Below are 21,216 nucleotides of genomic sequence, written 5' to 3' on the forward strand. Positions count from 1 at the left end.
ACCCCTCGGCAGCCTTCAATTGAGGATGGTCAAAAAGAGACCGGGTTCTAGGCGCGACCGATCAGGCGCTTGGCCATCGCGTCGGCGACCGCAGCGGGATCGCGCCCGCTCGCTTCGCTCTCTTCCCAGATCTGGTCGAGACGGCCGGGAATGCCCTCGATGCGCTGGCGCACCAGCTCGGGCCCGCCATCCTTCAGATATTCGGTCGAGACGTTGATGATGCCGCCCGCGTTGATGACATAGTCGGGGGCATAGAGGATGCCGCGCGCATCGAGGCGCTGGCCGTCTTCCTTGTGCGCGAGCTGGTTGTTGGCCGCGCCCGCGATGATCGGCGTGTTGAGCTTGGCGATCGTATCCTCGTTGAGGATCGCGCCGAGCGCGCACGGGCTGACCACGTCGGCTTCGAGGAACAGGATGTCGGCAGGCGCGACGATGGTCGCGCCGGTCTCGCTCGACAGTGCCTCGACGCGGGCGGTGTTGACGTCGGCGATCGACAGGCGCGCGCCTTCCTCGACCGCGTGACGCGCGAGGTGGCTGGCGACGCTGCCCGCGCCCTGGATGGCGATGTGCAGCCCGTCGAGTGTGTCCTTGCCGAGCTTGCGCTTGACCGCCGCCTTGAGGCCGAGGAACACGCCGAGCGCAGTGTGCGGACCCGGATCGCCCCCGACCTGTGCGCCTTCCTCGACCGGAAGGCCCGCGACGAAGTCGGTGTGGTGCGAGATGGCGATCATGTCCTCGACGCTCATGCCGACATCTTCGGCGGTCACGTAGGCACCGCCGAGGCGGTTCACCGCGCGCCCGAAGGCGGCCAGCATCTCGGGAGTCTTGGTCTTGGCTTCGTCGGCGAGGATGACGGTCTTGCCACCGCCCAGCGGCAGGCCGGCCATCGCGTTCTTGTAGCTCATGCCGCGCGACAGGCGCAGCGCGTCGGTAACCGCCGCTTCGTCCTTGGCGTAGTGCCAGAAGCGCGTTCCGCCCGCGGCCGGGCCGAGGTGGGTCGAGTGAAGCGCAATCACGGCGCGAAGGCCGCTCGCCTCGTCGGTGACGAAATGGACCGCCTCGTGCGCGTCGAAATCGTCATAGCCCCAGACAGTGGTCATGCGCCTCGCCCTGTTTCTTTTCAAAAAGATGGGGCGACCGACGGGACTTGAACCCGCGACCCCCGGTACCACAAACCGGTGCTCTAACCAGCTGAGCTACGGTCGCCATGACGCCGCCGCGATGCGGGGCGCGGGCGCTCATTAGGAGCAAGCCGCGCACTTGGCAAGCGGCGCGTATACGAGGGCGATTCGCCCCTGCCCCCGCGCCTTCGCGTCGGATGAAGTTGCGACAAGTCACGGAAAACCGCCAACCGTGAAACACTGTATCAATTCGGGGCAAATAGCTTGGGAATTTTCAATATAGTATGTTAATATGCGTCTTGTCAGAGCCGTTGCGTGACGCTTTTATGAATTGTAGCGTTGCGTGTGCGTAATAGTCTCGACGATGGACAAATGCGACCGGTTCGGCTGTAAGGCCGCCCGTTCCCCCAAGGCTGATTCTTTTATGATGGACTTATTTGATACTCTCACCCGCAGCGGCCTGAGCGAAAAAGCCGCAAAAGCCCTTTCCAAAATTCCGCACAAGCAGGTCCAGGTCGACCCCCGCCGCCCCTTCCGGGAGCCGGGTCACGACCGCGATGAAGTGATCTTCATCCAGACCGGCCTGCTGGCGAAGTACAAGCCCGACGGCAGCGGACGCCGCCAGATCGTGGCCTTGCGCTTCCCTGGCGAAGGGATCCTGCCCGCCAAGGGCAAGGCGCCCTATGGCATCCAGGCGATCACCAAGGCCGACCTGATGGTCGGACAGGCCTCGGACCTCGAGCCGATCCTCGAGGAGTACCCGGAGATCGCGAACTTCTTCTACAAGCTCGCCGAGCGCCAGCAGGCGATCGGGTACGAGTGGCTGGTCAATTGCGGTCGCCGCGATTCGATGGCGCGCGTGGCGCATCTCCTGTGCGAGACGGCCGAGCGCATGAAGGTCGATCCTGCCAAGGAAGCGATGCGCAATCCCTTCACGCAGCAGCAGATCGCCGACATCACCGGCCAGACCTCGGTCAACGTCAACCGCGTGTTCGCCGATCTCGAGCGCCAGGGCGTCATCCGCCGTGACGGTCGCCTCGTGCATTTCGAGGAATTCGACGAACTGCGCCGCATCGCGAGCTTCCAGCCGGATTATCTGAGCTAGGGTTCGCGGAGCCTTTACGGTTCCTGTGCAAGGGCGTCCGCGAAAGCGGGCGCCCTTCTCTTTTGCCCGCGATGACGCAGGCGCCCGTACGGCGCAATACGCGGCGGCACTCGGCATGGGGGATGGGAAATCGGCGGGGCGATGGTGGGCGCGACAGGGATTGAACCTGTGACCCCACCCGTGTGAAGGGTGTGCTCTACCGCTGAGCTACGCGCCCGTAAGGGGATCGGCCCCGCCGGTTCGCAGGGGCCATTAAGCGAGGCGGACAGCCCTGTCCAGCCTCTTTCGCCCTCGTCCGCTCTCTCGCCTGTCGGCTACTTCTGGACCGCGTCCTTGAGCACCTTGCCCGGACGGAATTTCGGTTGGAGGCTGGCCTTGATGTGCATCGGTTCACCGGTGCGCGGATTGCGGCCCGTCGAGGCCTTTCGCTGCGTGACCGAGAAGTTGCCGAACCCGACGAGGCGCACTTCGTCGCCGCGCTTGAGCGTCGAGGTGATGATCTCGAGCATGGTTTCGACCGCCCTCGAGGCGTCGTTGCGGCTGAGGCCGGCGCGATCCGCGATTTCGCCGATGAGCTCCTGCTTGTTCATAGTGCCCTGTCTCCCGTTTGGCGCGGGTCGCCAACAGGAAAGACTCGGCGGCGCGCGCAGGAAAGGACGCCTTTAAGCCAAATCCGGGGCGCAGAGTCAAAGGCGGGACCGAAATAAATCGACCCCGCCCCTAAAAGTCAGTTGCCAATCTGGATCAATGGCGGATCGACGGCTCCTCGCCGGGTGCCGTCGGGACGATCGGCTGGGTCGCCTGTTCGTCCGCATCGGTCCATTCGATCGCCTGCATCGTCTGGGTCAGCGCGTGGGCCAACACCTCGTCGACATGGGCAACCGGAATGATCTCGAGTTCGTCCTTCACGTTGGCCGGAATCTCGACGAGGTCCTTCTCGTTTTCCGCCGGGATCAGAACCGTCTTGATGCCGCCGCGCAGCGCCGCGAGGAGCTTCTCCTTGAGGCCGCCGATCGGCAGCACGCGGCCGCGCAACGTCACTTCGCCGGTCATCGCGATATCGCGCCGCACCGGGATGCCGGTCAGCGTCGAGATCATTGCGGTGACCATGCCGACGCCCGCCGACGGCCCGTCCTTGGGCACCGCGCCCTCGGGCAGGTGGACGTGGATGTCCTTGTGCGCGAAGATCGACGGCTTGACCCCGTAGGAGGGCGAGCGCGCCTTGACGAAGCTCATCGCGGCCTGGATCGATTCCTGCATCACCTCGCCCAGTTTGCCGGTGGTCCTGATCTGGCCCTTGCCGGGCACGGTGACCGCCTCGATCGTGAGGAGTTCGCCGCCGACCTCGGTCCAGGCGAGCCCGGTGACCGCGCCGATCTGGTCCTCTTCCTCGCCCACGCCGTAGCGATATTTCTGGACGCCGAGGAAGTCGCCGACATTCTCTTCGGTCAGGACGACCGTCTCGACTTTCTTCTCGAGGATCTGCCTCAGCGCCTTGCGCGCGACCTTGGCGAGCTCGCGCTCGAGCGTGCGCACGCCCGCCTCGCGCGTGTAGAGGCGGATCATCGCGCGAAGACCCTCGTCGGTGAAGCCGACCTCGCCTTCCTTGAGCCCGTGCGCCTCCAATTGCTTGGGAATGAGGTGGCGCTTGGCGATCTCGACCTTCTCGTCTTCGGTGTAGCCCTCGAGGCGGATGATCTCCATGCGGTCCTTCAAGGGCTGCGGCATGTCGAGGCTGTTCGCGGTGGTCACGAACATCACGTCCGACAGATCGTAGTCGATCTCGAGATAATGGTCGTTGAACTTGGCATTCTGCTCGGGATCGAGCACTTCGAGCAGCGCGCTGGCGGGATCGCCGCGGAAGTCCTGGCCGAGCTTGTCGATTTCGTCGAGCAGGAACAGCGGGTTGTTGGCGCCGGCCTTCTTCAAGTTCGAGATGATCTTGCCCGGCAGGCTGCCGATATAGGTGCGGCGGTGACCGCGAATCTCGGCTTCGTCACGCACCCCGCCCAGCGACTGGCGAACGAATTCGCGTCCCGTCGCGCGCGCGATCGAGCGGCCAAGCGAGGTCTTGCCGACGCCCGGCGGACCGACCAGGCACAGGATCGGGCCCTTCAACTTGTTGGTGCGCGCCTGGACCGCGAGATATTCGACGATCCGCTCCTTGACCTTCTCGAGGCCGTAATGGTCCTCGTCGAGCACCGCCTGCGCCTCGTCGATGTCGCGCTTCACGCGGCTCTTCTTGCCCCACGGCAGTGCCAGCAGCACGTCGAGATAGTTGCGGGCGACCGTTGCCTCGGCGCTCATAGGCGCCATCGCCTTCAATTTCTTGAGCTCGGCCTGTGCGCGTGCCTTGGCTTCCTTGGACAGCTTGGTCTTGCGAATCTTCTGCTGGAGTTCGTGCAGCTCGTCGCCGCCCTCGCCGTCTTCGTTGCCGAGTTCGCGCTGGATCGCCTTCAATTGCTCGTTGAGATAATATTCGCGCTGGGTCTTTTCCATCTGCCGCTTCACGCGGCTGCGGATCTTCTTTTCGACCTGGAGCACGCCCAGTTCGCCCTCCATGAAGGCGAACACCATCTCGAGCCGCTTGACCGGGTCGAGTTCGCCCAGCAGCGCCTGCTTGTCGGCCACCTTGACCGACAGCGACGAGGCGACCGCGTCGGCAAGCACCGAGGCATCCTCGATCTCGCTCAGCTGGACACTGGTCTCGGCAGGCAGCTTCTTGTTGAGCTTGGCATAATTCTCGAACTGGTCGAGTACCGAGCGCATCAGCGCGGCGGTCTCCGGCCCCTCGGCGTCCTTGGCGCCGACCAGCTCGACTTCGGCGGAGGTGTAGCCGTCGGTCTCGCTCAGATTGACGAGACGCGCGCGCTGCGTGCCTTCGACCAGCACGCGCACGGTGCCGTCGGGCAGCTTGAGCATCTGCATCGCGGTGGCGACCACGCCGAGGTCGTACATCGCGTCGCGGTCGGGATCGTCGTCGGCGGGATCGAGCTGGGCGACGAGAAAAAGCTGCTTGTCCTCGGCCATCGCGGCCTCGAGCGCGGCCACGGACTTGTCGCGCCCGACGAAGAGGGGAACGATGCGCTGCGGGAAAACGACGATGTCGCGCAGCGGCAGGATCGGAAGGGTCAGAGTGGTCATCCACCCCATATGGGAGGGGGTGCGCGCCCAAGCAAGCGCAGGGGCCGCCTAGACGGCGAAAAGATGTGGATAGCTGACAGGGATCGCGGGAAGCAGGTTCTGCAGCGCGTGCGCCATCATCGGCATCGCGAGCGCCCAGCCGAGGCTGCGCTGCCGCCACACCACATAGAGCGTCGAGAAGATGAGGAACGGAAACCAGATGGCGAGCCCCCAGGCCGGCGCCATCATCGAGTGGGCGACCCCCCATCCCAGTGCGCTCAGCACGATCGCAAGCGTCGCGGGCAGGAAGCGCGTCAGGATCCACAGGAACAACGCCATGATCAGCGTTTCGGTGACCGGGGCGAAGACGACCAGCAGGAACAGGCCGAGCGCGCCCATCGCCTCGAACTTGGGCGGGGGCGCGGACGGCATCGCCTGCTGCGCCAGCCAGGCCAGCGCAAGGCTGCCTACCAGGGTCACGATCCAGCTGAACAGCAGCGTGCGCAACGGCCGCTCGGGCCGGGCCAGCCAGTCGGGAACGAAGGCGGGAAGATCCGCCCGCGGCGCGGCAGGAAGCTGGGTCGCCACCTAGAAGAGCTTAGGCCGCGTCGCCGCCGGCTGCCGCATCCTCGCCCTTCTTGGCGTAGACGCGCACCGGCTCCTTGCGACCCTCTATGACGTCGGCATCGATATGCACTTCATCGACCCCTTCCATCGAGGGCAGGTCGAACATGGTGTCGAGCAGGATCCCCTCGAGGATCGAACGCAGGCCGCGCGCGCCCGTCTTGCGTTCGATCGCCTTCTTGGCGACCGCAGAGAGCGCGTCGTCGGTGAAGACGAGGTGGACGTCCTCCATCTCGAACAGCTTCTGGTACTGCTTGACCAGCGCGTTCTTCGGCTCCTTGAGGATCTCGACCAGCGCCGCCTCGTCGAGGTCGGTGAGCGTCGCGATCACCGGCATGCGGCCGATGAATTCGGGGATCAGGCCGAACTTCATCAGGTCTTCCGGCTCGGTATGCTTGAGCGTCTCGCCGGTGCGCTTTTCCTCGGGCGCGGCGACATGCGCGCCGAACCCGATCGACTTGCCTTCCATGCGGTCGCCGATGATCTTCTCGAGGCCCGCGAAGGCGCCGCCGCAGATGAACAGGATGTTGGTCGTGTCGACCTGGAGGAATTCCTGCTGCGGATGCTTGCGCCCGCCCTGCGGGGGAACGGAGGCGGTGGTGCCTTCCATCAGCTTGAGGAGCGCCTGCTGGACGCCCTCGCCCGACACGTCGCGGGTGATGGAAGGATTGTCCGACTTGCGGCTGATCTTGTCGATCTCGTCGATGTAGACGATGCCGCGCTGCGCCTTCTCGACATTGTAGTCGGAAGCCTGGAGCAGCTTCAGAATGATGTTCTCGACGTCCTCGCCCACATAACCCGCCTCGGTCAGCGTGGTCGCGTCGGCCATGGTGAAGGGCACGTCGAGGATGCGCGCCAGCGTCTGGGCCAGCAGCGTCTTGCCGCAGCCGGTCGGCCCGACGAGCAGGATGTTCGACTTGGCGAGTTCGACGTCGCCCGTCGACTTGCCGCCATGGTTGAGGCGCTTGTAGTGGTTGTGGACCGCGACCGAGAGCACGCGCTTGGCCTGCTCCTGCCCGATCACGTAGTCGTCGAGGACCTTGTTGATCTCGAGTGGGGTCGGAACGCCGTCACGCGTCTTGATCAGCGACGACTTGGTTTCCTCGCGGATGATGTCGTTGCACAGCTCGACGCATTCGTCGCAGATGAAGACGGTCGGACCGGCAATGAGCTTGCGCACCTCGTGCTGCGACTTGCCGCAGAAGGAGCAGTAGAGCGTGCTCTTGCCGTCACCGTTTCCGCCGGAAAGCTTGGTCATAAAAATCCTTCGTCCTTCATCCGAACGCCGGCGCGAGGCGCAGGGTCCTTCGAGCCCCATGCTAGGGACTATTGTAACCGAGGCAAGCTGTGAGAAGGGTTAACACCCCTCCCCGCCCCTAAATCATTGCTTTTCATATGGATCGCCCGACGCGTTCTGCCAAGTGGCAACCGCGCCGGGCGTCCCGATATCGTACGTTGCGTGGCCTACCGGGCTCAGCTCGGCGTGACGTCGCCCGCATGCGTGCCCTTGTCTTCGCCCGCATCGGGGCGCTTATCGAACACCTGGTCGATGAGGCCCCAGTCCTTGGCCTCGTCGGCTTCCATGAACTTGTCGCGGTCCATCGCCTTCTCGATCTCCTCGATCGGCTGGCCGGTATATTTGGAATAGAGCGCGTTGAGGCGCGAGCGCATGCGCAGGATCTCGCGCGCCTGGATCTCGATGTCCGCCGCCATGCCCTGCGCACCGCCCGAGGGCTGGTGGATCATGATGCGGCTGTTCGACAGCGCCACGCGCATGCCCTTCTCGCCAGCCGACAGCAGGAAACTGCCCATCGAGGCGGCCTGCCCGATGCAGACCGTGCCGACGCGCGGGCGGATGTACTGCATGGTGTCGTGGATCGCGAGGCCCGCGGTCACCACGCCGCCCGGCGAGTTGATGTACATGAAGATGTCCTTCTTCGGGTTCTCGGACTCGAGGAAGAGCAGCTGGGCGGTGATGAGCGAGGCCATGTGGTCCTCGATCGGGCCGGTCACGAAGATGATCCGCTCGCGCAGCAGGCGCGAATAGATGTCGAAGCTGCGCTCGCCGCGATTCGACTGTTCGATGACGATGGGAACGAGGGCGGAAGCGATGTCTTCGTGATCCATGAGGGGTCCTTGTGAAAGTGTCCCGGCCAACATCGGGAAATTTTCGCGCCGTTCAACCCGGCGCGCGGCAAAAATTCAGTTCGAGACGGTTTCGCCGGGCGCGGGCTGGGCGAGATAGGCGAGCCGGCGCACCTCGGTGCGGGCGCGCTTGATCGCCGACAGAGTGAGCCCCGCGAAGAAGGTCAGGATCGCGACGATCGTCATGCCGGTGACCAGCACGGCGGTCGGAAAGCGCGGGACGAGACCGGTCTTGATGAAGGTCACGAAGATCGGCACCGCAAGGATCAGCGCCGCCAGCTGGATGGCCAAGGCCAGCGTCCCGTAGAAGGCGCGCGGTTCTTCGACGCGGAACAGCGTGCCGATCGTCTTGAGGATCCGCCAACCGTCGCGGAAGGTCGACAGCTTGCTCTCCGACCCCTCGGGACGCGCGCCGTAGCGCGTGTCGACCTCGCCGACCGGCATGTTGAGTTCGAGCGCGTGGACGCTCATCTCGGTCTCGGTCTCGAAACCGGCCGAGAGCGCCGGAAAGCTCTTGGCGTAGCGGCGCGAGAAGGCGCGATAGCCCGAGAAGATGTCGGTGAAGCTGCGCCCGAACAGCCAGGCAAGCAGGCCGGTGAACGCGCGGTTGCCCAGAACGTGGCCGCCGCGATAGGCCTCCGCCTCCTCGTGGTGCCGGGTGCCGACGACCATGTCGAGATTCTCGTCCCACAGCTTGGCAACCATCGCGGGCGCGGCCTTGGGATCGTAGGTCATGTCGCCGTCGGCCATCAGGTAGATGTCGGCATCGACGTCGGCGAACATGCGCCGCACGACGTGGCCCTTGCCCTGCAGCATGACCGAACGCACCTCCGCGCCCGCCTGCTTGGCGACCTCGATGGTGCGGTCCGAACTGTTATTGTCGAAGACGTAGATGGTGGCGGCGGGGAGTGCCTCGCGAAAGCCCGCGATCGTCTCGCCGATCGCGGCTTCCTCGTTATAGCAGGGCAGCAGGACTGCTACCCTTGGGCTCCCCCCGCCCGTCACCTTCAGTCGGCCTTGGCAGCGGCCTTCTTGGCCGGCTTCTTGGCAGGCGCATTCTTGGCGGCCGGCTTCTTGGCGGGAGCCGCCTTCTTGGCCGGGGCCTTGTCAGCCGCCTTCTTGGCCGCAGGCTTCTTGACCGGCGCCTTCTTCTCGTCGGCCTTCTTGGCCGCGGGCTTCGCCGCCGCCTTCTTGGCCGGGGCCTTCTTCTTGGCCGGAGCCTTGGCCTTGGCCTTCTCCGCCTCGACGCTGTCCTCGCGCTCGAGATCTTCCTCGAGTTCCTCGCGGGTTACGGTGCGGTCGGTGACTTCGGCCTTGTCGAACAGGAAGTCGACGACCTTGTCCTCGTAGAGCGGAGCGCGCAGCTGGGCCGCGGCCATCGGGTTCTCGCGAAGGTAGGCAAGGAAGCGTTCCTGGTCCTCGGGTCCGTACTGCTGTGCGGCCTGCGCGATCAGGCGGTTCATTTCCTGCTGGCTGACCTCGACGCCGTTCGACTGGCCGATCTCCGAGAGGAGCAGGCCCAGACGCACGCGGCGCTCGGCGATCGACTTGTAGTCGTCCGCGTCGGCCTCGATCTCCTTGAGCGCGGCTTCGGAGTCTTCCTCGTGGCTCGCCTCGTGGCGCAGCTGGTGCATGATGTTCTGGTACTCGGCCTCGACCATGGTCGGCGGGACCTCGAACGCGTGGTCGGCGGCGAGGTGGTCGAGCAGGCGGCGCTTCATGTGCGTGCGCGTGAGGCCGTTAAGTTCCTGCTGCGCCTGGTCGCGGATCAGTTCCTTGAGGTGATTGAGGTCCGCAAGGCCCATCGACTTGGCGAAATCGTCGTCGATCTTGGTCTCGGTCGCGGTCTTCACCTTGGTGACCTTGACGTCGAACGTGGCCGGCTTGCCCTTGAGCGCGTCGACCGGATAGTCGTTCGGGAAGTCGACCTTGACGACCTTCTCGTCGCCGGCCTTGGCGCCTTCGAGCTGGTCCTCGAAGCCCGGGATCAGGCGGCCCGTACCCAGTTCGACTTCCATGTCGCTGCCGGTACCGCCCTCGAAGGCTTCACCGTCGACCTTGCCGACGAAGTCCATGACCACGAGGTCCCCCTTGGCGGCCTTCTTCGTCTTGGGAGCGTCCTTCCAGCTCTTCTGGCCGGCGGCGATCTGCTTCACGCGCTCGTCGACATCCTTCTCGTCGACCTCGACCTGGAGGCGTTCGAGCTTGATGCCGTCCACCGAAGGAGCCTCGATCTGGGGCAGCGCCTCGAGCTTGACCGTGATGACCGCGTCCTTGCCGTGCTCGTAGCCGTCGGCGAGCGAGACTTCGGGCTGGATGGCGGGGCGCACGCCCTGCTCCTTGATCATCTCGTCCACGCTCTTCTGGACGATGTTGTTGAGCGCATCGGCCTGGAGCGCTTCGCCGTGCATCTTGCGGATGAGGTTGGGCGGCACCTTGCCCGGACGGAAGCCCGGCATGCGCACCTGCGGCGCGACGCGCTTGATCTCGTTCTTGACGCGCTCTTCGATGTCCATCGCGGGGATGGTGAGCTCGTAGGTCCGCTGGAGGCCCTTGGTTTCCGTCTCGACGGTCTTCATAATCTGAGGTCTATCCCGTTCGAAAAAATTGTGCCGGGAGCGTCGTTTCGGGCGAGGCGATGGTGCGGGCGAAGGGACTCGAACCCCCACATCTTTCGATACTGGAACCTAAATCCAGCGCGTCTACCAATTCCGCCACGCCCGCGCGGACGCTCCATGAAGGTGCCGCGCCTATAGCAAGTCGACGGGCCAGAGCAAGCCAAGATACGAAAAAGCGCATGCTTTTCGGGGCGATGTGTTGCGCAAGGGAGCCGCACGGCAGGATCGGGCGTTTTCGAATGCATGGCCAGCCGACCCCCAACCAAGCCCCCTGCACCCGATCCGTCCGATCCGCCGCGTCCCGGCGAGGTCCCGCGCCAGCCGGGCCAGCCCGAGCCGCCGCCACCGCCCGATCCCGTCTAGGGGGTGAGCCGCGCGCTTTCGACGATCGCTTCGAAATCGGGCAATGCCTCGCCGAAATAATGCGAGCGTTCGGCATCGAGCAGCACGAGATAGAGGCGTCCGTCGATCTCCGCGCCGACCGCGCGGCCCTGCCGCCACAACTCGTCGCCGTCGAGATGCTCGAAGTCGAACTGGAAGCCGGGAGTGCCCATCCACGTGCGCGGCTTGAGCTCGAGCGTCCTGAAGTCGATCGTCCCGGTGCGGGTGCGGTAGAAGGTCTCGAGCATCGCGGCGACTTCGGGCGCGGTCATCCCCGCCTCGAACGGAGGGACCTGGCGCGTGTCGCGCTTCTGTTGCCAGACAAGGTTCTTGCCGTCCTTGAGCCCGGTGACGAAGGAGAGCGTGTCGAGATAGGGCCCGTTCAGCGTCCAGTCCTCGACCGCGCGCACGTCGGTGAGGATCCGGCTCGACATGCGGCTCCACTCGCGCGGCGGGGTGACGTGCATCCGCCCCGAACCGACATCCTGCTCCTTGACCCGGACCAGCCCGTACCCGCCCGTGCCCAGGCCGCCGCCCGTTCCCGCGCAGGCGGTGAGCGACAAGGCGGCAAGAATCGCGACAAGGAATCGGGTCACAACAGGCCTCCCAGCGTGGCGGCGGCGGGCACCGCGGGGGTCGCGATCATCGAACGGATGAAAGCGGCATCGGGCGCGTCGGGCGCCATCAGCAGGTAATGGGCGAGCGCCTCGCGTGCTTCGGCATCGCGCCCGTCGCGGTGGAGCATCAGCCCGTGCCAGCGCCACGCGTCGGGCGGCGCGTCGGGATAGAGGACGGCGGTCGCATAGCCCTGCGCCGCGCGCTGGCGATCACCGTCGCGCCCGCGCAGGCGCCACACTTCGGCCTCCGCGTAGCGCAGCAGGCCGCTCCATCCGTCCTGGGCGAGCGTGTCGACCACGTACTGGCTTGCGCCCGGGTCGTTCAATTTGACCTGGTCGTCGAGAAACACGCCGCGCCAGCCGCCCAGCGCCTCGGTGTAGCGTTCCTCGTAGGTCCGGTAGTCGGCGCCCTCCACGCGCACCTCCTTGGCCGAGATGGCAAGGTCGGCCATGCGCGCCTTGGGATTGGGGTGGGTCGCGAAGATCGAGAACGGCCGGTCGCGCTTCTTGCCGCGGTAGCTGGCCGAAAGCTCGAGTTCCTCGATCAGCTGCGCCCAGGTCTCGCTCATCGCCATCGGGTCGTAGCCTGCATCGGCAAGCAACTTGACGCCCATCGCGTCGGCTTCCGCCTCGAGCCCGCGGCTGTAGCGTAGCAGCGAGAGGATGGTGCCGAGCTGGGCGAAGTTGACGAGGTCGCCGGTGTAGATGCCCGCCGCGCCGCCCGCCATGCCCGCGCCCATCGCGAGCACTGCGAAAATGTCGCTCTTGCGCTTCATGTCGCGCCACGCGCGGATCTGGTGTTTCCTGAGGAAGTGGGCGCTTTCGTGAGCGATCACGCCCGCCAGCTGCGCCTCGTTCTTCATGCGTAGCAGGAGCCCCGAAAAGACCACCGAGAAGCCGGTCGGGAACATCATCGCGTTAAATTCGGGAATGCGCGCGAGGTAGATGCGCATGTCCTTGGCGGCGGGTCCGCCGACGCGCCCGATAAGGTCGCCGAGATAGGCCTGCAGCGCGGGATCGTCGACGAGGAGGTTCGACCCCGAAATCTCTTCCTCGACCCGTTCGAGCTGCGCCCACAGGCCGATCTCGTCGGTATCGGTCGGGCGGTAGCCGGGGCCAATCAGCGGCGTCATGTCCTGCGGGCGCACCCGCGCCTCGGCGACCCCGGTGGCGAGCGCGGCGGTCCCGGCGGCCGCAGTGCCGAGAAAGGCGCGGCGGGAAAGCGCGCCGCTCATTGGGCGTCCTTGATCGCCTTGCCGGGCTTCATCCGGCCCAGCAGCCGCTCGACCATCTTGGCCGCGCCGTCTTGCGTCCGGATGTCGCCCTGCTGCGAGACGAGGAGGTTGAACCACACGACCTCGCCCGTCTTGAGGTCGACAAGGCTCGCATAGGCCGTCTGGCGCCCGAACCCGACGCCCGGCGCGCAAAAGCCGATGAAGCAGCCGGCGACCCCTGCGACGTTGAGCAGCACCCGGCCCGTCGAGGCGATCGAATCCTCGGCATACATGAAGAGCGCATAGTCGTAGCCGGTCGCCTCGCCAAACGAGACGGCCTGCTGTCCCAGCGTATAGTCGAGCCCCTTCTTGCGCTTGTTGGGGAGCGTGGCGCCCAGATACTTGTGGATCGCGATCGAGTTGCCGACCGCGTTGTGGAGCCGCTCGAGCTGGGCGATCGTGTCGGGATCGACGCCGTCCAGCCCGTCGCGCGTCTCGAGGATCCTGACGTTCCCGCCGCGCGAGCCCTGCTGGGCCTTGAGCGCCTCGATGAGGTGGCCGCGCGCCTGTTCCGTCCAGTCGGCACGCGGTTCGACCAGCCCGCCGGTGCGCAGGCTGCCGACGCTGACGTCGGGGCGCATGACGATCAGGTCGTAGTCGCCCGAGGGCGGCGTGAACTGGAGATCGGCATATTGCTTGGTCTGGACGCAAGCGGACAGGCTGACCGCAAGGACTAGCGCGATACCCAACCGGCGCATGGGACGTCTCCCTGTAACCCGACGGAATGGTGACCCGTCAGGACAAGGGACGCAAGAACGTAGCGCTTAGTTCCCCGGACAGGCTGGGCCGGCCACCGCCACGAGACAGGTGCCGTCGATCTGTGCGGGATCGACCTCGAGCCCGATTGTCGCGGCGAGCGTGGGCATGATGTCGACGGTCATCGCGGGCTCGGCGGACGGATATTCCTCCATCCCCTTGCGCCAGAACAGGATCGGCACGCGGCGGTCATAGTCCCACGCACTGCCATGGGTGGAGATGTAGTAGGTCGTGTCCGCGATGGGCGTGACCTTGGGATCGAGCACGACGACGATGTCGCCCGACCGCCCGGGATAATAGCTCGCCCGCACGCGCTGGAGGGGGCTCCATCCGGACGGGTGGCCGGTCGGCGCAGGCGCCGCGAGGATGGCCTGCGCGTCGTAGGCGTCGAAAACGTCGTCGCTTTGCTTGAGCGCCGCCACCATCGCGGCAATGGCCTTTCCGCGCTGCTCGTCGGTAAGACGCGGATCGGCATAGATCTCGCCGAGGTCGACGAACGGCATGAAGGGCAGGCCGAGATCGGCGGCCACCGTCCGGTTGGCCTCCTGGATCAACGCGGCCGGATCGACGCGGCGTGCCCCGCCCTCGTCGTCGCGTTCGGGAATGTCGAGCCCGCCATGGTCGGCGGTCAGCACGACCTCGTAGTCGATGCCGCTATTGTCGAGGAAGGCCAGGAAATCGCCGATCTGGCGGTCGAGCGCCAGCATCTGGAGGCACATCTCGCCCCCGCCCGGCCCGTATTTGTGGCCGACATAATCGGTCGCCGAGAGCCCCACCGACAGGATGTCGGGCGCCTCGCCTTTGCCCAGCCTCATCTCGCGCACCAAGGCGGCAGCCAAGGCCAACACCGCACCGTCATAGGCAGGCGAGCGCGTGAAGGCCGACATGTCGCCGGCGGGAATCGCGAGCGTTCCGTCCCCGACCGCAGGGCTCCCTCCGGGCACCGCGACCGACGTCATCCGCGCCGCGCAGAGCGGGGGTGCGACGAGCGCGGGCGCGCCTTTCGCGACGAGGTCGAGCGTCGCCTTCGACACGGCCGGCACGCTGGCCGGGACCACGCCGCCGGCAAGGTCGGTCGTGAAGCCACCGCTACCCCAGAACCAGCGCTGGTCGGGGGCGTGTCCGCCCATCATCACTGCCGAACGGTCCTTGCCCGCAACGGCGACGTTACGGCTCGCGGGGTTGGCGGCCTTCATGCGTTCGCCCAGCGTCGGCACGAGAAGGTGCACCGGGGAAACGACGTAGGGCTGGCCATCGTCGGGGGTCTTCGCCTCGTCCTCGGCGCAGTAGACGACCTTGTTCGCCCGCTCGAGCGAAAGGTCGCCCCAGCCGTTCGCCACGACGCCGTTGCGCGAGGGGTGCGCGCCGGTGAGGATCGTCGAATGGCCCGGGCAGGTCTCGGTCGCGGCATGCGCCTGGAACCCGTCGAGATAGGCGACGCCACCCGACAACCGCTTGAGGCCGCCGGTGAAATAGGGCGCGTATTCCTCGAACAGGTCGGAGGACAACTGGTCGACCGAAATGGCGACGAGGAGATCGGGACGCTCGGCGCCCTGCGCGGGCGACACCGCGAGGAGCGGCGCCAGGAGGAACACAAGTTTCTTCATCGACGCCACTCCTTCGGTTTTCTGCTTTCGCCTAGCTGGACAGCTTGGCCTTGAGAATCTCGTTGACGACCTGCGGATTGGCCTTGCCCTGCATCGCCTTCATCGTCTGTCCGACGAAGAAGCCGAACAGCGCTTCCTTGCCGGCCTTGAACTCGGCGACCTTGTCCGCATTGGCTGCGAGCACCTCGTCCACCTTCGCCTCGATCGCGCCGGTGTCGGAAGTCTGCTTCATCCCCTTCTTCTCGACGATGTCGGCGGGCGAGCCGCCTTCGTCGAGATAGAGGTCGAACACTTCCTTGGCCTGGCCCTTCGAGATCTCGCCCTTGGCGACCATGGCGAGGATTTCGGCCGACGCCTCGGGCGTGTTGCGCGGGTCGGCAAAGTCGACGTCCTTGGCGTTAAGAATGCCCGGCAGCACCGAGTTGACCCAGTTGGATGCGTCCTTGGCCTCCGCGCCCGTCGCGAGCAGCCGGTCGAACCAGGCCGCCGTCTCGACTTCCGCGGTCAGCACCGCGGCGTTGTAGGCCGAGATGCCGAGATCCTCGTAGCGCTTGAGCTTGGCATCGGGCAGCTCGGGCAGCGAGGCGCGGCATTCCTCGAGGAACGCGTCGTCGAGCTCGAGCGGGAGCAGGTCCGGATCGGGGAAGTAGCGATAATCGTGAGCGTCTTCCTTCGAGCGCAGCGTGCGCGTCGTGCCCGTATTCGGGTCGAACAGGCGCGTTTCCTGGACGATCGCCTCGCCATTCTCGATCGCTTCGACCTGGCGCTGCGCCTCGTACTCGATGACCTGCATCACGAAACGGACCGAATTGACGTTCTTGGTCTCGGTGCGCGTGCCGAATTCCTCGCCGGGTTTGCGCACGCTGACGTTGACGTCGGCGCGCATCGAGCCTTCTTCCATGTTGCCGTCGCACGAGCCGACGTAGCGCAGGATCGAGCGCAGCTTGCGGATATAGGCCCCGGCTTCGGCGGGTGAGCGCATGTCGGGCTTCGACACGATTTCCATCAGCGCGACGCCCGAGCGGTTGAGGTCGACATAGGACTTGGTCGGGTGCTGGTCGTGCATCAGCTTGCCCGCATCCTGCTCGACGTGGATGCGCTCGACCCCGATCGTCTTGGTCTTGTCCGGGTTCTTCTCGTCCGGGCTGACGGTGATTTCGCCCTCGCCCACCAGCGGGTGGTAGAGCTGCGAGATCTGGTAACCCTGCGGCAGGTCGGCGTAGAAATAATTCTTGCGGTCGAAGCGCGACCATTTGTTGATCTTGGCCTCGATCGCCATGCCGGTGCGCACCGCCTGGCGGATGCATTCGCGGTTGGGCACGGGCAGCATGCCGGGCATGGCGGCATCGACGAGGCTGACCTGCGTGTTGGGCTCGGCCCCGAACGCGGTCGCCGCGCCCGAGAAGAGCTTGGCCTTCGAGACGACCTGCGCATGGACTTCGAGGCCGATCACGACCTCATATTCGCCCTGTTCGCCTTGGATACGATAGTCGCTCACCACCACTTCTCCGGCATATCGATCTTCGGCGCGCGCTCTTCGATCGCGAGCCCCGCGTTGAGCACCGTCTGCTCGTCCATTTCCTTGCCGATGAGGTGCAGCCCCAGTGGGAGCCCCGCATCGTCGAGCCCGCCAGGCACGCTCATCGCGGGAAGGCCCGCCAGCGACGCGGGCACCGCGAACACGTCGTTCAGATACATGGCCAGCGGATCGCTCATCTTCTCGCCCAGCCCGAACGCCGCGCTCGGCGCGGTCGGGGTGAGGATCAGGTCGCACGTCTCGAACGCCTTGCGGAAATCCTCCTTGATCAGCGCGCGCACCTTCTGCGCCTTGGTGAAATAGGCGTCATAGAAGCCCGCCGAGAGCACGTAGGTGCCGATCATGATGCGGCGCTTGACCTCGGCGCCGAACCCGTCGGCGCGGGTCGCCTTGTACATGTCGTGGAGCCCACCGCCCTCGACCATTTCGCGCAGCCCGTACCGCACGCCGTCATAGCGCGCGAGGTTGGACGAGGCTTCGGCCGGCGCGATGATGTAGTAGGTCGGCAGCGCATACTTGGTGTGCGGCAGGCTGATCTCGACCGGCTCGGCGCCCGCATCGCGCAGCCACTCGAGCCCCTGGTCCCACAATTTCTGGATTTCGCCCGGCACGCCGTCGATCCGATATTCCTTGGGAACACCGACCCGCTTGCCCTTGAGATCGCTCGATAATCCCGCTTCCCAGTCGGGAATGGGCGCGTCGATCGAGGTCGAATCCTTGGGATCGAAGCCGGCCATCGCGCCGAGCATGATCGCGCAGTCGCGCACCGTTTTCGCCATCGGCCCCGCCTGGTCGAGCGAGGAGGCGAAGGAGACGATGCCCCAGCGCGAGCAGCGCCCGTAGGTCGGCTTGATCCCGCAAATGCCGGTAAAGGCGGCGGGCTGGCGGATCGAGCCGCCCGTGTCGGTGCCCGTCGCGCCCGGCGCGATCCCGGCGGCGACCGCGGCGGCCGACCCGCCCGAACTTCCGCCCGGGGTCAGCGCGGCGTTGCTGCCCTCGCGACGCCAGGGCGAAATGACGTTGCCGTGCGCGCAGGTCTCGTTCGACGAGCCCATCGCGAACTCGTCCATGTTGAGTTTGCCCAGCATGCCCGCGCCCGCGGCCTTCAAGTTGCCCGACACGGTGCTCTCGTAAGGCGGCTTGAAGTTGGCGAGCATCTTCGAGCCCGCGCTGGTCAGCACGCCTTCGGTCGCGAACAGGTCCTTCATCCCGATCGGGATGCCCGACAACGGCTTCAGGTCGCCCGACGCCTTGGCCGCATCGGCCGCCCTGGCAGCCTCGAGCGCCAGTTCGGGCGTCTTTTCGACATACGCATTGAGCCTGTCGGACGCGGCCACGGCCTCGTTGAAGCCTTCCGCGATCTCGACCGCGGTGAATTCGCCGCTGCGGAAACCGTCGCGCAGTTCGGCGATCGTCTTGTCAGTCAGCCCGCTCACTATTCGATCACCTTCGGGACGGCGAAGAAGCCGTGCTCGGCGTCGGGCGCGTTGGACAGGACCGCGTCGCGGCAATTGCCGTCGGTGACCTCGTCTTCGCGCAGGCGCATCGCCATGTCGACCACGGTCGCCAGCGGCTCGACCCCGTCGGTATCGACTTCGCCGAGCTGTTCGACCCAGCCCAAAATATTGTTGAGTTCTGGAAGCAGTTTCGCAGCTTCCTCGTCGCTCATCGCGATCCGTGCGAGATTCGCGATGTGGCGCACATCATCTAGGGTAACGGACATGGCAGCGCGGCTAGCAGGGCGCGCCCTCGCCTTCAAGCGCGTTGCTTGGGGCAGAGGCCTCGGCTAACGCGCCATCCCATGTGCGCACGCCGTTTCCTGATCCTCGTCGCGATCCTCACCTTCATGGTCGTCGCCGGCGCCTTCGCCATCTTCCAGTTCGGCGACCGCGTGTTGGCGGACATGACCAAGCCCACGGTGCCTTTTGAGGAACCCGCCCCCGAGCCGGAAGGCCGCTACGAGAAGGCCGATGCGTGGCTGGCGCGACCCGACGTGCGCCCCTCGCCCGCCGAATGGCGCCCCCGCTCACCCGATGGCGAAATGCCCCCGCCCGCGACCCTCGCCCCGCGCGGCGCGGCGCTCTTCTACGTGCACCCGACCACCTATCTCGAGCGCGACCGCTGGAACGCGGCGATGCGTCCGGGCGGCGAGGCCGAGGCCCGCGCGACCTTGTTCGTGAAAAGCCAGGCGAGCGCCTTCAACGCCGTCGCCGACATCTACGCGCCGCGCTATCGCCAGGCCGCGTTCGGCGCCTTCCTCGTCGACGGCGAGGATGCCGCACGCGCCACCGATGTGGCCTATCGCGATGTCGCCGAAGCGTTCGACGCCTTCCTCGCCGCCGAGCCCGAGCGTCCGATCATCCTCGCCGGACACAGCCAGGGCTCGCTTCACCTGCTGCGCCTGCTCGACGAGCGCGGCGACGCGCTCAAGGACCGCATCGTTGTCGCCTACATCGTCGGCTGGCCGGTCGACGCGGTCGCCGACCTTCCCGCCACTGGCCTCTCTGTCTGCCGTTCGAGAAACCAGGTCGGCTGCCTGATGAGCTGGCAGAGCTTTGCCGAACCCGCCAACCCCAACCTCGTCGTCAACGCGTGGGCGGGCGAGAAGGGGCTGGCAGGCGGGACGCGCCAGCGCGCCAACATGGTCTGCACCAACCCGCTGACCGGCGGCGCGGAAGGTAGCGCCCCGCCGTCCGCCAATCCGGGACTCCTGCTCCCCGAGGACGGGCTCGGCGATGCGCGGCTCGCCCCCGGCATGGTCGGCGCGCGCTGCCACGACGGCTTCCTGCTCCTGTCGGGCGAGATCCCCGACCTCGGCCGCTACGTGCTGCCGGGCAACAATTACCACGTCTACGACTACGCGCTCTTCTGGCAGGCTGTGCGCGCGGACGTGCAAGGAAGGATGGCGGCATGGACCAGCCGCTGATCACTTCGAGCGCGCCCGAATTCGCCGCCGCGCTGCCCGGCGGCAAGCTGGCCGGGCTCGACGTCGGCACGAAGACAATCGGGCTCGCCATCTGCGACAGCGAATGGACCTTCGCGGGTCCCGTCGAGACGCTCAGGCGCGCCAAGTTCACCCGCGACCTCGAAGGGCTGCGCGCCTTCGTCGAGAAACAGGGTGTCGCGGGCCTCGTCATCGGCCTGCCGCTCAACCTCGACGGCACCGATTCCCCGCGCACCCAGTCGGTCCGCGCCTTCGCGCGCAACTTGCGCCCGCTCGGCCTGCCCATCCTGATGTGGGACGAGCGCTGGTCGACCATGGCGGTCGAGCGCGCGATGGTCGAAGCCGACGTCAGCCGCGCTCGCCGCGCGGAAAAGGTGGACGCGCTCGCCGCGCAACATATCCTGCAGGGCGCTATCGACGCGCTCGTCCAGTGCGACGATCAACAGGAGGACGACTGATGGACCTGATTTCGGTCGACGATCTATCCGACCCGCTGCTCGAGGAGCTGCTCCGCCGCGCGGGCCACTGGGCGACGCACGAGCCCGACGCCGCCACGCGCCACCTGACCGGCCGCCAGGTCGTCACCGCCTTCTTCGAACATTCGACCCGGACGCTGATGAGTTTCGAGATCGCCGCGCGCCGCCTCGGCGGGTCGGTCACGCGCCTGCCGGTCGAGATGAGCTCGGTGGCCAAGGGCGAGACCCTGCGCGACACCGCGCTCACCCTCGACGCGATGGCTCCCGACGCCTTCGTCATCCGCCATCCCGAGCCGGGCGCCGCGCGCGAGGTCGCCGGGTGGATGGCGACCCCCGTCATCAATGCTGGCGACGGCGCTGGCGAGCATCCCAGCCAGGGGCTGCTCGACGTCGCCACCATCCGCCGCCATGTCGGCCATATCGAGGGTCTCGTGGTCGCCATTTGCGGCGACATCCGCCACAGCCGCGTTGCCAATTCGACCGCGAAACTGCTCACCCGCCTGGGCGCCGAAGTCCGCCTTGCGGGCCCCGCCAGGCTGATGCCCGAGGGACATGACGGCCCCGACGGCATCGACGAGGCGATCGGCGGCGCCGATGTCGTGATGATGCTGCGCGTCCAGCGCGAGCGCCTGTCCGAAGACCTGGGCGACGCGCCGGGCGAATATCTCGCCCGCTACGGTCTGACTGGCGAGCGCCTTAGCCTCGCCAAGCCTGACGCCAAGGTGATGCATCCCGGTCCGATGAATCGCGGGGTGGAGATCGAGGACGCCGTTGCCGACGGCGAACGGTCGCTCATCCGCGCCCAGGTCGCGATGGGCGTTGCCACGCGCATGGCAATCCTCGAGATGGTCACCGGTGAGGCGCGCGCGCGATAGGAAAAGGGCGCGG

General features: G+C 66.3%; 19 protein-coding genes and 3 tRNA genes. 4 read left to right on the forward strand and 18 right to left on the reverse strand.

Annotation, left to right across the window (positions count from 1 at the left end; translation table 11 throughout):
- Positions 1-47: 47 nt before the first annotated feature.
- Complete coding sequence (locus NNY25_RS08220; protein ID WP_265570879.1) at positions 48-1,100, reverse strand: Glu/Leu/Phe/Val family dehydrogenase; 1,053 nt, start codon at positions 1,098-1,100, stop codon at positions 48-50.
- A gap of 29 nt (positions 1,101-1,129) precedes the next feature.
- Positions 1,130-1,206 (reverse strand) — tRNA-His (locus NNY25_RS08225).
- A 339-nt stretch (positions 1,207-1,545) separates the two neighbouring features.
- Between NNY25_RS08225 and NNY25_RS08230 the strand changes: the two genes are divergently transcribed.
- Positions 1,546-2,226 carry a Crp/Fnr family transcriptional regulator gene (locus tag NNY25_RS08230; RefSeq protein WP_265570880.1) on the forward strand — a complete coding sequence of 227 codons (681 nt, stop codon included), beginning with the start codon at positions 1,546-1,548 and terminating at the stop codon, positions 2,224-2,226.
- Between the two features lie 142 nt (positions 2,227-2,368).
- Here NNY25_RS08230 and NNY25_RS08235 read toward each other — a convergent pair.
- The 16 genes from NNY25_RS08235 to gatC form a co-directional block, all read right to left on the reverse strand.
- A tRNA-Val gene (locus NNY25_RS08235) sits at positions 2,369-2,443 on the reverse strand.
- Between the two features lie 97 nt (positions 2,444-2,540).
- Positions 2,541-2,816, reverse strand: coding sequence for an HU family DNA-binding protein (locus NNY25_RS08240; protein ID WP_265570881.1), 276 nt, complete (start codon positions 2,814-2,816; stop codon positions 2,541-2,543).
- Between the two features lie 154 nt (positions 2,817-2,970).
- Complete coding sequence (gene lon / locus NNY25_RS08245; RefSeq protein ID WP_265570882.1) at positions 2,971-5,370, reverse strand: endopeptidase La; 2,400 nt, start codon at positions 5,368-5,370, stop codon at positions 2,971-2,973.
- Between the two features lie 48 nt (positions 5,371-5,418).
- Positions 5,419-5,937 carry a CPBP family glutamic-type intramembrane protease gene (locus NNY25_RS11600; RefSeq protein WP_265570883.1) on the reverse strand — a complete coding sequence of 173 codons (519 nt, stop codon included), beginning with the start codon at positions 5,935-5,937 and terminating at the stop codon, positions 5,419-5,421.
- A 10-nt stretch (positions 5,938-5,947) separates the two neighbouring features.
- Complete coding sequence (gene clpX / locus NNY25_RS08255; RefSeq protein ID WP_265570884.1) at positions 5,948-7,231, reverse strand: ATP-dependent Clp protease ATP-binding subunit ClpX; 1,284 nt, start codon at positions 7,229-7,231, stop codon at positions 5,948-5,950.
- A gap of 215 nt (positions 7,232-7,446) precedes the next feature.
- On the reverse strand, positions 7,447-8,100 hold the full coding sequence (gene clpP, locus NNY25_RS08260) for an ATP-dependent Clp endopeptidase proteolytic subunit ClpP (RefSeq protein WP_265570885.1): 654 nt from the start codon (positions 8,098-8,100) through the stop codon (positions 7,447-7,449).
- Positions 8,101-8,175: 75 nt separating this feature from the next.
- Positions 8,176-9,123, reverse strand: a complete 948-nt coding sequence (locus tag NNY25_RS08265; RefSeq protein ID WP_265570886.1) for a glycosyltransferase — start codon at positions 9,121-9,123, stop codon at positions 8,176-8,178.
- 2 nt (positions 9,124-9,125) lie between these two features.
- Positions 9,126-10,697, reverse strand: coding sequence for a trigger factor (gene tig / locus NNY25_RS08270; protein ID WP_265570887.1), 1,572 nt, complete (start codon positions 10,695-10,697; stop codon positions 9,126-9,128).
- A 60-nt stretch (positions 10,698-10,757) separates the two neighbouring features.
- Positions 10,758-10,842, reverse strand: a tRNA-Leu gene (locus NNY25_RS08275).
- A gap of 253 nt (positions 10,843-11,095) precedes the next feature.
- On the reverse strand, positions 11,096-11,713 hold the full coding sequence (locus NNY25_RS08280; protein ID WP_265570888.1) for a hypothetical protein: 618 nt from the start codon (positions 11,711-11,713) through the stop codon (positions 11,096-11,098).
- Positions 11,710-12,969: a M48 family metallopeptidase gene (locus NNY25_RS08285; RefSeq protein ID WP_265570889.1), complete on the reverse strand. Its 1,260-nt coding sequence runs from the start codon at positions 12,967-12,969 to the stop codon at positions 11,710-11,712. Before NNY25_RS08285 ends, NNY25_RS08280 begins: the two co-directional genes overlap by 4 nt.
- Positions 12,966-13,706, reverse strand: a complete 741-nt coding sequence (locus tag NNY25_RS08290; RefSeq protein ID WP_265570890.1) for a hypothetical protein — start codon at positions 13,704-13,706, stop codon at positions 12,966-12,968. The genes NNY25_RS08285 and NNY25_RS08290 overlap by 4 nt, the downstream gene beginning before the upstream one ends.
- Before the next feature lie 66 nt (positions 13,707-13,772).
- Complete coding sequence (locus NNY25_RS08295) at positions 13,773-15,371, reverse strand: alkaline phosphatase family protein (protein WP_265570891.1); 1,599 nt, start codon at positions 15,369-15,371, stop codon at positions 13,773-13,775.
- A 31-nt stretch (positions 15,372-15,402) separates the two neighbouring features.
- Positions 15,403-16,869, reverse strand: coding sequence for an Asp-tRNA(Asn)/Glu-tRNA(Gln) amidotransferase subunit GatB (gene gatB / locus NNY25_RS08300; RefSeq protein WP_420854332.1), 1,467 nt, complete (start codon positions 16,867-16,869; stop codon positions 15,403-15,405).
- Positions 16,866-18,344, reverse strand: coding sequence for an Asp-tRNA(Asn)/Glu-tRNA(Gln) amidotransferase subunit GatA (gatA, locus tag NNY25_RS08305; protein WP_265570893.1), 1,479 nt, complete (start codon positions 18,342-18,344; stop codon positions 16,866-16,868). Before gatA ends, gatB begins: the two co-directional genes overlap by 4 nt.
- Positions 18,344-18,631, reverse strand: coding sequence for an Asp-tRNA(Asn)/Glu-tRNA(Gln) amidotransferase subunit GatC (gene gatC, locus NNY25_RS08310; protein ID WP_265570894.1), 288 nt, complete (start codon positions 18,629-18,631; stop codon positions 18,344-18,346). The genes gatA and gatC overlap by 1 nt, the downstream gene beginning before the upstream one ends.
- A gap of 78 nt (positions 18,632-18,709) precedes the next feature.
- Here gatC and NNY25_RS08315 point away from each other — a divergent pair, with 78 nt between their 5' ends.
- From NNY25_RS08315 to NNY25_RS08325, 3 genes are read left to right on the forward strand one after another with little or no spacing between them, the layout of a single operon-like run.
- The gene (locus tag NNY25_RS08315; protein WP_265570895.1) at positions 18,710-19,834 is read left to right on the forward strand and encodes a DUF3089 domain-containing protein; all 1,125 of its coding nucleotides are present in this window, start codon (positions 18,710-18,712) and stop codon (positions 19,832-19,834) included.
- Positions 19,819-20,310 (forward strand): Holliday junction resolvase RuvX, encoded by a 492-nt coding sequence (ruvX, locus tag NNY25_RS08320; RefSeq protein ID WP_420854333.1) that lies wholly within the window; start codon positions 19,819-19,821, stop codon positions 20,308-20,310. Before NNY25_RS08315 ends, ruvX begins: the two co-directional genes overlap by 16 nt.
- A complete protein-coding gene (locus NNY25_RS08325; protein WP_265570896.1) occupies positions 20,310-21,203 on the forward strand; it encodes an aspartate carbamoyltransferase catalytic subunit in 894 nt (297 codons plus the stop codon). Before ruvX ends, NNY25_RS08325 begins: the two co-directional genes overlap by 1 nt.
- Positions 21,204-21,216: the final 13 nt, after the last annotated feature.

Origin of the sequence: Sphingomicrobium nitratireducens, assembly GCF_026157035.1 — a bacterium.
Classification (GTDB): Bacteria; Pseudomonadota; Alphaproteobacteria; order Sphingomonadales; family Sphingomonadaceae; genus Sphingomicrobium; species Sphingomicrobium nitratireducens.